General features: G+C 61.4%; 11 protein-coding genes and 1 pseudogene. 9 read left to right on the top strand and 3 right to left on the bottom strand.

Going from position 1 to position 12,779, the window contains the following annotated elements:
- Window positions 1-9: 9 nt before the first annotated feature.
- On the bottom strand, window positions 10-735 hold the full coding sequence (locus tag QYE47_RS06335; protein WP_012051859.1) for an oligogalacturonate-specific porin KdgM family protein: 726 nt from the start codon (window positions 733-735) through the stop codon (window positions 10-12).
- A gap of 342 nt (window positions 736-1,077) precedes the next feature.
- On the opposite strand from QYE47_RS06335, the gene QYE47_RS06330 reads away from it, so the two are divergent.
- The 8 genes from QYE47_RS06330 (at window position 1,078) to QYE47_RS06295 (ending at window position 11,117) form a co-directional block, all read left to right on the top strand.
- Window positions 1,078-2,232, top strand: a complete 1,155-nt coding sequence (locus QYE47_RS06330) for a mandelate racemase family protein (RefSeq protein WP_014590404.1) — start codon at window positions 1,078-1,080, stop codon at window positions 2,230-2,232.
- Window positions 2,233-2,301: 69 nt separating this feature from the next.
- Window positions 2,302-3,912 carry an ABC transporter substrate-binding protein gene (locus tag QYE47_RS06325; protein ID WP_070383637.1) on the top strand — a complete coding sequence of 537 codons (1,611 nt, stop codon included), beginning with the start codon at window positions 2,302-2,304 and terminating at the stop codon, window positions 3,910-3,912.
- A gap of 44 nt (window positions 3,913-3,956) precedes the next feature.
- Complete coding sequence (locus QYE47_RS06320) at window positions 3,957-4,994, top strand: ABC transporter permease (RefSeq protein WP_012051862.1); 1,038 nt, start codon at window positions 3,957-3,959, stop codon at window positions 4,992-4,994.
- A 48-nt stretch (window positions 4,995-5,042) separates the two neighbouring features.
- Entirely contained in the window at window positions 5,043-6,653 is a 1,611-nt protein-coding gene (locus tag QYE47_RS06315; RefSeq protein WP_070383638.1) for an ABC transporter substrate-binding protein, read from the top strand.
- 61 nt (window positions 6,654-6,714) lie between these two features.
- The gene (locus QYE47_RS06310) at window positions 6,715-7,629 is read left to right on the top strand and encodes an ABC transporter permease (protein ID WP_012051864.1); all 915 of its coding nucleotides are present in this window, start codon (window positions 6,715-6,717) and stop codon (window positions 7,627-7,629) included.
- Between the two features lie 11 nt (window positions 7,630-7,640).
- A complete protein-coding gene (locus QYE47_RS06305) occupies window positions 7,641-8,480 on the top strand; it encodes an ABC transporter ATP-binding protein (RefSeq protein ID WP_012051865.1) in 840 nt (279 codons plus the stop codon).
- Between the two features lie 11 nt (window positions 8,481-8,491).
- Complete coding sequence (locus QYE47_RS06300; RefSeq protein WP_014590407.1) at window positions 8,492-9,268, top strand: ABC transporter ATP-binding protein; 777 nt, start codon at window positions 8,492-8,494, stop codon at window positions 9,266-9,268.
- Window positions 9,269-9,296: 28 nt separating this feature from the next.
- The gene (locus tag QYE47_RS06295; RefSeq protein ID WP_014590408.1) at window positions 9,297-11,117 is read left to right on the top strand and encodes a glycosyl hydrolase family 28 protein; all 1,821 of its coding nucleotides are present in this window, start codon (window positions 9,297-9,299) and stop codon (window positions 11,115-11,117) included.
- On the opposite strand, the gene QYE47_RS06290 is transcribed toward QYE47_RS06295, so the two are convergent.
- Window positions 11,102-11,848: a FadR/GntR family transcriptional regulator gene (locus QYE47_RS06290; RefSeq protein ID WP_012051868.1), complete on the bottom strand. Its 747-nt coding sequence runs from the start codon at window positions 11,846-11,848 to the stop codon at window positions 11,102-11,104. The genes QYE47_RS06295 and QYE47_RS06290 overlap by 16 nt on opposite strands.
- Window positions 11,849-11,944: 96 nt before the next feature.
- Between QYE47_RS06290 and QYE47_RS06285 the strand changes: the two genes are divergently transcribed.
- Window positions 11,945-12,673, top strand: coding sequence for a FadR/GntR family transcriptional regulator (locus tag QYE47_RS06285; RefSeq protein ID WP_014590409.1), 729 nt, complete (start codon window positions 11,945-11,947; stop codon window positions 12,671-12,673).
- On the opposite strand, the pseudogene QYE47_RS06280 reads toward QYE47_RS06285, so the two are convergent.
- A pseudogene (locus QYE47_RS06280) lies at window positions 12,633-12,761 on the bottom strand (LysR family transcriptional regulator); the annotation flags it as partial. The gene QYE47_RS06285 and the pseudogene QYE47_RS06280 sit on opposite strands and share 41 nt — an antisense overlap.
- Window positions 12,762-12,779: the final 18 nt, after the last annotated feature.

Below are 12,779 nucleotides of genomic sequence, written 5' to 3'. Positions count from 1 at the left end.
CGATAGCCCTTACAGGAAGTTGTACTGGATACCCAGGCGCCAACGGGCCTGGCGATCGTCCGTGTAACTGTTGACCTTGATGTCGCCCACCTCCATGAACGGTGCCCACTGTTTGTTGAGCTTGTACTTGATGATCAGGTTCTGCTCGTAGTCGCGCTTCTTGTTGTCGTAGCGGATGTAGTCGGTGGTGAAGTGGATGTACTGGTATTCGAATGCCCACGGGCCGCTGGGGGTATAGCCGAGCCAGCCTTCAAGGCGGGTGGTGTTCTGGTTGTCCTTGGCGCGGTCCGGCTTGCTGTGGTCAATCTGGTCGCGGTCGAGGTTGCGTGCGTCGTGGCGCACGCGGGTGGCGACGTACCAGGTGTCGCTGAGCTTGTAGTTGTACTTCAAGCCGAACTTGTAGGTGGTCGCATCCTTGGTGCTGTCCATCTGGAAGGCGGGGGTCCAGGTCGACCGGGGGCTCATCTTGTAGTTGTAGTCCACGGTGAACTCATGGCCGTTGTTGACCATGTTGTCGTAGGCGACGTCTTCGCGGTCGCCGGCAGTCTTGTATTTGATTTCTGCGGCAAACCCCAGGCCGCTGTCCTTGCGGTAACTCAGCTTTATCCGGTCGGAATGAATGCTGTCATCTTCGGTGAACGTGTGCCGGTAGTTGATGCTGGCGGAGTCTGCGCAGGCGTAGAACGACAGGCCGAGCGTACTGGCGGCGATGAGGCGGCGAAGTGTGATGTTCATGCGATCTCTTTTTTTGTTTTTGTTGAGGACGTGATGAGGCGGGTGAGCAAGGTGGTCGAGGTGGTCAGTGCTCCGTGATTTTTAAAATAAGTTATCGTACGACTGTGGAGCTGTCTACGAATTATTGAAATGTTGTCTGATCACACTGCTTGATGGCTCTATTAGGCGTGTTTCAAGGATGTGTTTGCTTTTATTTCGGGGTCTCATGATTGCTGCAGGCATCATGAATCGGAGGTTTTATCGGGTTTTAACTGGCGCTTTTCAAATGTTGTATGATGACGTAGGATGACCCCCAGAGCGTGACTCACTCGCCACAAATCCAATAAGAAGGCTCAGACGTCCATGATCATTACTGCTGTAACCGTCCAGGTATTTTCCTACCCCACGCGCCGCGCCGTAGACAGCGCCGGCCATGCCCACCCAGGTGATGTGACCCAGGCCAGGATGGCCCTGCTGCGCATCAGGACCGAGTGCGGCAGCGAAGGCTATGCGCTGGGCGCACCCGAGCTCATTCGCCCTTATGTGCTGGATAATTTCGTGCGCAAGGTGCTGGTTGGCGCCAATGCCTTTGACCGCGAAAAAATCTGGCACGACCTGGCGCACTGGCAGCGCGGTAGCGCCAGCCAGCTGACTGACCGTGCCCTGGCGCTGGTCGAGCAGGCGCTATGGGATTGGGCCGGTCGCAAGCTGAACCTGCCGGTGCACAAGCTGATCGGCGGCTACCGCGACAAGGTGCCGGCCTATGGCTCGACCATGTGCGGCGATGAGCTGCCCGGCGGTCTGTCCACTCCGGAAGAGTACGGTCGCTTCGCCGAAACCCTGGTCAAGCGTGGCTACAAGGCGATCAAGCTGCACACCTGGATGCCGCCGGTGTCGTTCGCGCCCAGCGTGAGCATGGACATCAAGGCATGCGCCGCCGTGCGCGAGGCCGTGGGGCCGGACATTGCGCTGATGATCGATGGCTATCACTGGTACAGCCGCACCGAGGCCCTCACTATCGGCCGTGCCCTGGAGAAGCTCGACTTTGCCTGGTTCGAAGAGCCAATGATGGAAGACTCCGCCGAGTCCTACGCCTGGCTTTCCGGGCAGCTGGATATCCCGGTGCTAGGCCCGGAAAGCCTCGGCGGCAAGCACCTGAGCCGGGCGAGCTGGGTCAAGAACGATGTGTGCGACATCCTGCGTGCGGGGGTTGCCGGTGTGGGTGGCATTGCACCGTGTCTGAAGGTTGCGCACATGGCCGAATCGTTCGGCATGGATTGCGAGATCCATGGCAACGGCGCCGCCAACCTGGCGGTCGTGGGGGCAATCAAGAACTGCACCTGGTACGAGCGCGGTCTGCTGCACCCATTCCTTGACTACGACGAGGTACCTGCCTATCTCAAGCGCCTGGTCGACCCGATGGACGAAGACGGCTATGTGCACCTGTCGAACTTGCCTGGCCTTGGGGAAGACATCGACTTCGACTACGTCGAAACCAATACGCTGCAAAGCTTCTGATTCGTGCATGGCGGCACGCGTCGCTGCGTGCCGCCCGAGCGTCCAATAACTATAAGAAGGCGATCTCACATGAGCGTTATCCCCACACTCTGGGCGGGGGTCTTTGCTGCGTCTCTGGCGCTGACCTCGGTACCTGCTGCTTTAGCGAAAACCCCGGCGGATCAGTTGATCGTCGGTATGAGCATGATCAACCTGCTGTCCCTCGACCCGGCGGCGGCCACCGGGCTGGATGTGTCCGAGGTCAATGCCAACCTCTACGACATGCTGCTGGTGCAGGACGTGCGTCAGCCGGACCGGCTGCTGCCAGCGCTGGCAGAAAGCTGGCGGGTCAGCGATGACCGCAAGACCCTCACGTTCAACCTGCGCAAGGGCGTAACGTTCCAGTCCGGTAACCCGCTAAGTGCCGAGGATGTCGCCTGGTCGCTGCAGCGCGTACTCAAACTTAACCTGGCCTTGGCGTCGACCTGGAAGGCCTACGGGTTTTCTGCGGGCAATGTCGACCAGCACATGCGCGCTGTTGATGACTCAACCTTCGTCATCGAGCTACCACGGCCGACTGATCCGTTGCTGGTGCTGAATACCCTGGCAACTTCGCCCAGCGCATTCATCCTCGACCGCAAGGTGGTGCAGCAGCACCAGAAGGGCGATGACATGGGCAGTGCCTGGCTGGCCACCCACGCGGCTGGTAGCGGGCCGTTCGTGCTAAAGGAGTGGCGCGCCAACGATGTCATCCTGATGAACCGTTTTGACGGGTACTGGGGTGGCCCAGCCAAGCTCAAACGCATCGTCATGCGCAACATGACCGAGTCGCAGTCACTGCGGTTGATGGTGGAGCGGGGCGACCTGGACCTGGCCAAGGGCATGTCCGCGCCAGACATCGAGGCGCTGGAGAAGTCTGACAACGTTCGTACCCAGACCGTGCAGCGCGGAACGTTGTACTACGTTGCTCTGAGCGTGAAGAGCAAACCCTACGACGATGTGCGCGTACGCCGGGCGGTTCGTTCGCTGATCGACTATCAAGGCATCAACCAGACCGTGATGCCGCACTATGGCCAGCTCAATCAGCGCCCGCTACCGCTTGGCCTGCCAGCAAGGCTGGATGATCCGGGCTATGCCCTGAACGTGGCCGAAGCGAAAAAACTGCTGGCCGAAGCGGGCTACCCCGAGGGCTTCAAGACCACCATCCGCGTGCTCACCGAGCCACCTTTCATCAACATTGCGTCCAGCCTGCAGTCGACCTTGGCCCAGGCCGGTATCAAGGCCACCATCGTCACCGGTACCGGCAACCAGATCTACGGTGCCATGCGTGAGCGCAGTTTCGACATCCTGGTCGGGCGCGGCGGCGGTGGTGCTGAACGGCATCCGCATTCAAGCCTGCGCACCCTGGTGTACAACCCGGACAACCGCGACGAAGCCAAGCTGAGCAACTTCCAGGGCTGGCGTACCTCGTTCTACAGCCCCGAGCTGAACAACCTGATCGAGCAGGCGGAAGTCGAGCCCGACAAGGCGCAGCAACTGGCCCAGTACCAGCAAATCCAGAAAACCTTGGACGAGCAGGTGGGGGCCATCCTGCCTGTGTCGCAGATGACCGACACCGTGGTGCTCTACCACGATGTGCAGGACTACCAAGGCCATACCGCGGCCACCACCCGTTACAAAGACGTCTACAAGTCGCGCTGAGGCCAAGCCTGCGAGATTGGTGAATGCTTTTTCAGGAGCCTGTTATGTTTGCTTCGACTGCCTCTGTAATGGGTGCCCGTGTATCGGGTACTGCCCGCCGGGCCAGCACGGTGCTGGTGACCTTGCTTGGCCTGCTGGCGCTGACGTTCTTCATCGGCCGGGTCATGCCGCTGGACCCCGTGCTGGCGGTAGTTGGCCCGGATGCCGACAGCTCCACCTACGACCAGGTATACCGGGCGATGGGCCTGGACAAACCGATCTGGGCCCAGTTCGGGCTGTACTTGAACGACTTGCTGCACGGTGATTTCGGCAATGCACTGCTCACCGGCCACCCAGTACTCGATGACATCAAGCGGGTGTTCCCGGCCACCATCGAGCTGGCAACGCTGGCCATTCTGTTTGGCGTGCTGATCGGTCTGCCACTGGGCGTGGTGGCTGCCAGCAATCAGGGGCGGGTCGGCGACCATGTCGCACGGGTCATTACATTGTTTGGCTATTCCACGCCTATTTTCTGGGTCGGCATGATGGGCCTGCTGGTGTTCTACGCCTGGCTGGGTTGGGCGGGTGGCGCAGGGCGCATCGACCTGGCCTATGACGGCATGGTCGATGAGGTTACCGGCCTGCTGCTGATCGACACGGCGCTGGCGCGTGACTGGGAGGCCTTCACCAGCGCGTTGCGCCATATCGTTCTGCCGGCGTTGATCCTGGGCCTGAACTCGGTGGCCTACATCAGCCGCATGACCCGTAGCTTCATGCTCGAGCAACTGTCGCAGGAATACATCATCACCGCCAGGGTCAAGGGGCTGTCGCGGCGCCAGGTGGTCTGGAACCACGCGTTCCGCAATATCCTCGTGCAGTTGCTCACGGTGGTCGCCCTGGCCTATGGCTCGTTGCTGGAGGGGGCGGTGCTGATCGAAACCGTGTTTGCCTGGCCTGGCTTCGGCCAATACCTCACCAGCAGCCTGATGCTCGGTGACATGAATGCAGTGATGGGCTGCGTGTTGATCATCGGCCTGATTTTCGTTGCGCTCAACCTGATAAGCGACGCCCTGTACAAGGTGTTCGACCCAAGGACCCGCTAATTCCCGCTCAGCGTGAACACATTGAATAACTATAAAAAAGGATGCGCCATGAAGACTGTATTCCCGCCGCTGCGTATGGCTTTGCTGGGCGCAGCGCTGCTGCTCGGCCCGCTCGCTGTGGTGCAGGCGAAAACCCCTGGCGACCAGTTGATCGTCGGCATGAGCATGGTCAACCTGTTCTCCATCGACCCGGCCAACGCGCCCGGCCTGGATGCCTCTGGCATCAATGCCAACCTTTACGACACGCTCATCAAGCGCGACCAGGGCAACCCGGACAAGCACCTGCCACAACTGGCTGAACGCTGGGACGTCAGCGAAGACGGCAAGCAGATCACCTTCCACCTGCGCGGTGATGTCCTGTTCCATTCCGGCAACCCGCTCACTGCCGAAGATGTGGCCTGGTCACTGTACCGGGTGATGAAGCTCAACTATGGCCTGGCTACCACCTGGAAGGCCTACGGCTACAGTGTCGAAAACATTCAAAAGCTGATCCGTGCGACCGATAGCCATACCTTGGTGATCGACCTGCCGCAGCCGACCGACCCGTTGCTGGTGATCGACTCGCTGGCTGTGTCCCCCAGCGCTGTCGTGGTCGACCGCCAGCAAGTGCTCAAGCATGAGAAGAACGGTGACCTGGGCGCGGCCTGGCTGGTCACCAATGAGGCAGGCAGCGGGCCGTTCACCCTGACCAAGTGGAGCGCCAACGATGCGCTGGTGATGACCCGTTTCGACGGGTACTGGGCAGGCCCGGCGAAGATGAAGCGAGTGCTGGTCCGCCACATGACCGAGTCGCAGTCACTGCGCCTGATGCTCGAACGCGGTGACCTGGACCTGGCCTACGGTATGGCTGCGCCGGATATCAAGGCCATCGAGAGTTCCGACACACTCCAGGTGCAAGCGTTGCAGCGCGGCACCCTGTACTACGTGGCGATGAGCATGAAGCAGCCGGAGTTTGCCAACCGCAAAGTCCGTGAAGCGGTGCGTAACCTGATCGACTACCAGGGCCTGGACCAGCAGGTGATGCCGCATTACGGCAAGCTCAACCAGCAGCCGATGCAGCTTGGGCTCGAGGCCCGGTTGCCCGACCCGGGCCACAAGCTGGATGTCGCCAAAGCCAAGGCACTGCTGGCAGAGGCGGGCTACCCACATGGTTTCAATACAACCATTCGCACGCTGTCCGAACCTCCCTTCATTGATATCGCTGCACGTATGCAGTCGACCCTGGCTGAAGGTGGCATCAAGGCCACTATCGTCACCGGTACCGGCAACCAAGTGTATGGCGCCATGCGCGCGCGCAACTTTGAGATGATCGTGGCGCGGGGCGCCGAGCGTTATCCGCACCCGTATTTCAGTCTGCGCACCTTCGTCTACAACCCCGACAACAGTGACAGCGCTGGCCTGCCCAACTTCCAGGGCTGGCGAGCGTCGTTCTTCAGCCCCCCGCTGAATGACCTGATCGACCGGGTGGGGGTCGAGCGCGATGCGGCCAAACGCCTGGCCATGTACCAGCAGGCGCAGAAACTGTACGACGACGAGGTGGGGCCGATCATGATGATTTCGCAGATGACCGACACCGCCGTAAGCGCAGCCGACGTCAAGGGTTTCACTGGCGACGACGCCGAAGCCACCCGCTACCTGGGCGTCTACAAGCAACGTTGAGTACCGTCCGGGGGCTCACGGGTACCCCGAGCGGCCATGACTCCACATCGAGAACTTGCCGATGATTGCCAACATATCTTCTACCGAATCTACCGCCAAGCGGCAGGCCGATGCCCCGGCGTCCAGCCTTGAGGCCCTTGGCAAAAGCAGCCTGCGGGTGTTGCGCCTGCTGGTCCGCAACCCTATGACCCTGGCGGGCTTGCTGGTGGCCTTGCTGCTGGTCGTGGTAGCGGCGTTCGCGCCGTGGATCGCCACCCACGACCCGGTCATCCAGAACCTCGCCAATGCCTTGCAGGCACCCAGTGCCGCGCACTGGTTCGGTACCGACGAATACGGCCGGGATATCTTCAGCCGGCTGGTCTATGGCGCGCGTATCACCCTCTACATCATCGCCCTGGTGACGGTCATCGTCGGCCCGATCGGCCTGTTCATCGGCACGGTATCGGGCTACTTCGGCGGCATTGTCGATACCGTGTTCATGCGCGTCACCGACATTTTCATTTCGTTCCCCAGCCTGGTGCTGGCGCTGGCCTTCATCGCCGCATTGGGCCCTGGCCTTGAGCATGCGGTGGTGGCTATTGCGTTAACCTCCTGGCCACCGATCGCACGGCTGGCCCGGGCCGAAACCCTGTCGCTGCGCAAGGCCGACTTCGTGGTGGCGGTCGAACTGCAGGGCGCGTCTTCGACACGCATCATCCTGCGCCATATCGTACCGATGTGCCTGTCGTCGGTGATCATCCGCCTGACCATGAACATGGCCGGCATCATCCTTACCGCGGCGGCGCTGGGCTTCCTCGGGCTAGGGGCGCAGGCGCCTTTGCCGGAGTGGGGGGCGATGATCTCCACGGGGAGGCGCTACATGCTCGAGTGCTGGTGGCTGGTAGCCGTACCCGGTGCGGCAATCATGCTGGTGAGCCTGGCGTTCAACCTGCTGGGCGATGGCCTGCGGGACATTCTCGACCCGCGTAGCGAGTAACCGGAGGCTTTATGTCAGCAGTCAAACTCAATGTCGAATCGCTCAATGTGCGCTTCGTCAACGGCAAGAAAGTGATGCACGCGGTGCGTGATGTGTCCTTCACCCTGGGCCGGGAAAAGCTCGCCATCGTGGGTGAGTCCGGTTCGGGCAAGTCCACCGTGGGCCGCAGCTTGCTCAAGCTGCACCCCGGCAGCGCGCAGATCACCGCAAAGGCCCTGCAGTTCGGCGATGTCGACCTGCTCAGTGCCAGCGAAAAGACCATGCAGAAAATTCGCGGCCAGCGCATCTCGATGATCATGCAAGACCCCAAGTATTCGCTCAACCCGGTGGTGCGGGTGGGTGACCAGATTGCCGAGGCGTACCTGGCGCACCACAAGGCCAGCCGCAACGACGCCCGTGAGCGGGTGCTGCAGATGCTCGACAAGGTGCATATCCGCGACCCAAAGCGCGTCTACGATCTTTATCCGCATGAGGTGAGCGGCGGCATGGGCCAGCGCATCATGATCGCGATGATGGTGATCACCAGCCCGGAAGTGATCATCGCTGACGAGCCGACCTCGGCGCTGGATGTTTCGGTGCGCCAGCAGGTGCTCAACGTGCTCGAAGAGCTGGTGGTGGAGCAGCAGATGGGGCTGATCTTCGTTAGCCACGACCTGAACCTGGTGCGCAATTACTGTGACCGGGTACTGGTGATGTATGCCGGGCGCGTGGTGGAGTCGCTGGCTGCCAGTGACCTGCACCGTGCCGAACACCCCTACACCCGAGGCCTGCTGGCCGCTTTGCCAAGCATGGACAACCGCCGCCCGCGATTGCCCGTGTTGCAACGCGACCCACTGTGGCTCTCCTGCTGAGGTAACTGACCATGTCCATGATCCAAGCACACGCATTGAACCTTAGCTTTGGCGTTGGCGCCACGCTCAACCAGGTGCTGCACAATGTCGACCTGAGTGTCGAAGATGGCGAGTCATTTGGCCTGGTGGGGGAGTCCGGCTCTGGCAAGACCACGGTATTGCGTTGCCTGGCCGGCCAGTACCGGCACTGGAGCGGAGCCCTGAGCATTGACGGCGTGCCGTTGCAACACAAGCTCCCCAAGGAGCACTTTCGCAAGGTGCAGATGGTGTTCCAGGACCCCTATGGTTCGCTGCACCCGCGCCATACCATCGACACTGCACTGCGCGAGCCGCTGGTGATCCACGGCATGGATGAGCGCAACGATCGCATCAACGACATCCTCGTCAAGGTAGGTCTCAACGACAGCTACCGTTACCGCTACCCGCACCAGCTGTCCGGTGGCCAGCGTCAGCGCGTGGCTATCGCCCGGGCGTTGATTCTTGAGCCTAGGGTGCTGTTGCTCGATGAGCCCACGTCGGCGCTGGATGTGTCGGTGCAGGCAGAAATTCTCAACCTGTTGTCCGACCTGCGTCAGCGCGAGAAGCTCACCTACCTGATGGTGACGCACGACCTGGGTGTGGTCAGCCATCTGTGTGACAAGGTCGCGGTGATGCAGCAGGGGCGTATCGTCGAGCAACTGGACTGCCGGGCACTGAGCCAGGACCAGGCCACCCACGATTACACACGAATGCTGGTGCAAGCCAGCCGTGACTTCAGCGCAGATCGTGCCCCGGCCATGTCGGCCTGAACCCGGCAATTACAAGGAAGACAAGAACATGCCGAATGCCAACCTTGCGCCCGCTTCGCTGGTGCGTGCTGCCGTGGTTGCCCTGGCCATGGGCAGCAGCTTGCCGCTGTGGGCCGTAGAGGCACCTGCAAAGGTCCAGGTGCCGACGCTGGCCTACGACGACCGGCAGATCATCCTGGTATGGGAAAAGCCCGCCAGCCATGCCGAGATCGTCGACTACCACGTGTACGCCAATGGCCGGTTGCTGGGTGCAAGCAACGCCAACAACGAGCAGGTGTCACCGGCCAAACCGTACATCGACCGGTTTTACGAGCAGGACCTGCACAACTTCCACCACCGCATCGCCATTCACAGCTTCACCGCCCAAGGGCTTGCCCCCGATACCGAGTACCACTTCACCGTGCGCTCGGTCGATCGCAATGGCAAGGAGTCTGCTGACAGCCCCGTGGTTGTGCAGCGAACCACGGCCATACCGGCGCTGTTCAACGTGCAGCGCTACGGTGCCAAGGGCGATGGCAAGGCGCTCGACACGGCTGCCATTCAGCGTGCCATCGATGCTTGCAGCAAGGGCTGCAAGGTGTTGCTGCCTGCCGGCACGTACAAGAGCGGGGCGCTTTACCTTAAGAGCGACATGACCCTGGAAATCGCCGAGGGCGCTACCCTGTTAGGTTCCGAGCGTGCCGAGGACTACCCGCGCCAGGGCTATATCCAGTACCCGTATTCCACCACCGTGCGTCCGGCCTCGCTGATCAATGCCTTGCCGCGCGACCCGCGTGCGCATCAGGCCTTCGAGAATATCCGCATCGTCGGCAAGGGCACCATCGACGGCAATGGCTGGAAGCGTAACCCGGATGTGCTCGACGAGCGCGGGCAAGCCTTGCCCTTCTACCTGCCCAGCGACAACAGCCGCTACATGCACGATGGCGTGCTGGCCAAGGCTCAGGTGGAGCGGGCGGTTGCCGAGGGCATGAACGTCAAGGACGCCTACGGTCAGATGCGTTCCTCGCTGATTACCCTGCGCAATGTGAAAAACGTGTTCTATGGTGGCTTCACGGTGGTCAACCCGGCCTACCACGGCATCATGAACCTGGAGACGCAGAATGTGGTGCTGGCTAACACCACGCACCGTACCTACGACGCCAACAACGGCGACGGTATCGAGTTTGCCAACAGCCGCGGCGCCCTGGTGTTCAACAACTTCTTCGACACCGGAGACGACTGCGTCAACTTCGCCGCCGGCACTGGGGCGGATGCGGTCCACCAGAAGGCGCAGGAGGAGGCCTGGATCTTCAACAACTATTTCCGCAAAGGCCATGGCATGGTCGTGGCGGGCAGCCATACCGGCGCGTGGATTCAGAACATCCTGGCCGAGGACAACGTCTCCGATGGCACCGATGCCGGGCTGCGCATGAAAAGCACCAACTTCATGGGCGGCGGCGCACGCCACGTCACTTTCCGTGATTCGGCCATCCGCAACACGGCAAAACAGGCCTTCATCTTCACCCTGGATTACAACGACCCGAATGCCAAGCTCGATTACAAGCGCTCGGCGGTGGCGGGGCAGTTCCGGGATATCACGGTCAGCGACGTAAGCGTGGAAAACGCCCGCACCGCTGCCATCGAGGTCAAGGGCGATAGCAGCCATGGCGCCTGGCATCAGGGCCTGGTGTTTGAACGAGTGCGCTTTCGCGGGCCAGCCCCGGTGAAGATCGATGGCCTCAAGGATTCGCGTTTCGACGGGCTTCGCTTCACCGACACCGGGGGTGCCAACCCTTGGCAGGTGCAGGGCAGCCAAGGGCTTGTCTATACGGACGTAGAGCCCGCGCCGGGGCCTCAGGCCTCGCTGTAGAATGCCTGTAGCCGTTGCGCCTCACGCAGGCGCATACGGCTGTTGCTCAGGTGCAGGTACATGGCGGCGCGCGCCGCATCCACCTGGCGGCTGGCGATGGCGTCGTAGATCTGCTGATGTTCGGCATTGATACCGGCCAGGTAGGTACTGCGGTTGCTCTGCCCGGTATAGGCAGAGTTCATGCGCGTGCGGGGGATCATCTTGGTGCCCAGGTGCTTCATGATATCGATCAGGTACTGGTTACCCGCGGCCTTGGCAATTTTCAGGTGGAACTGGAAGTCGGCGTTGGTCGTGCTGCCGGATTTTTCCGGGCCTTGCATCAGGGCTTCCAAGGCTTGCTGCAGTTCTTCGAGTGCCTGTGGCGTGGCCCGTTCGGCGGCCATGCCGGCGGCTTGCACTTCAAGGCTTAGGCGGTATTCCAGCAGGTCGAGCACATCGGACAGCAGGCTGATGGTTGCCGGCCCCACGTTGAAGCTCTCCGGTGCCGGCATGTCCAGCACGAAGGTGCCCACGCCGTGGCGGGTCTCGACCAGGCCCGCTGCCTGCATGCGCGACAACGCTTCGCGTACTACCGAGCGGCTGACGCCTTCGGTTTCGATCAGTGTGGCTTCGGTCGGCAGCTTGTCACCACGCTTGAGCGTGCCCTCACGCATGCGTTGGGCGAAGCGCTCGACCAGTGCTTCGGCCAGGCGGCGAGGCTGTTGAGGGGGGCTGGCGGTCGGGTTCGGCATTACTGTGCTCTTGTGTTGGCAGCGGGCAGTATAGTGCGTTTTGGCCCCGGGCAGCGGGTATACTCCGGGATCTTCCGCTTAGCAAAGGTTCGCCCAATGGCTTCTGCCACCCCGGAAAAACGCCTGAATCTCGCCCAGCAACTGGTGCATGACCTGTCGCAGCAGATTCTCTCGGGCGAATTGCCAGCGGGAAGCAAATTGCCCACCGAAGAAGCCGTGACCAAAGCGCGTGGCGTAAGCCGTACCGTGGTGCGCGAAGCCATGTCACGGTTGCAGGCCGAAGGCCTGGTAGAAACCCGCCGTGGTATCGGCACCTTTGTTGTAGACGCCATCCCGGCAGGTGACTTCCAGAGTGCCAAGCCTGGAATGGGGGGCGCATACAACGAGGTGGCGATCATCGAGCTGCGGCTTTGCCTTGAAGTCGAGGCGGCTGCCATTGCTGCCCAGCGTGCCACCCCAGAGCAACTGGCTGCCATGCGGGCGGCGCTGGATGGGAGTGTCGCTACGCAGTCTGCACCCTGCATGCGTACCGACTTCGAGTTTCACCTGCAGATAGCCCAATGCACGGGCAACAGCTTTTTCATCGACACCATGACCCATCTTGGGCATACCTTGTTGGCTGCGGCCCAGCAAGCAGTGCCAGGTGGCGATGCCGAGCAACGGGCACTGGAGGCGCGGGAGCGTGAGCAAGTGCATGCCGCGATTACCCGCAAGGATGCCGGTGCTGCCCGCGCTGCCATGCGGCTGCACTTGGTCAACTGCCTGACACGTGCCCAGCGCGCGGTCAGCGAGTGTCCGAAAACAGATCGAACATCAATTGCCTGAGCCATCGGTTGGCCGGGTCCTTGATGTACCGTCTGTGCCAGAACAGGTTGATCTCGATGTTCGGCAACTTCACGGGTGGCGGCAGTAAGCGATGATTTGCAGGGCG

The sequence above is a fragment of the Pseudomonas sp. 2,4-D genome (assembly GCF_030418155.1).
In the GTDB taxonomy this organism is placed as follows: domain Bacteria; phylum Pseudomonadota; class Gammaproteobacteria; order Pseudomonadales; family Pseudomonadaceae; genus Aquipseudomonas; species Aquipseudomonas alloputida.
Note: the sequence above shows the minus strand (reverse complement) of the source record. Positions and strands in the feature narration are given on the sequence as shown.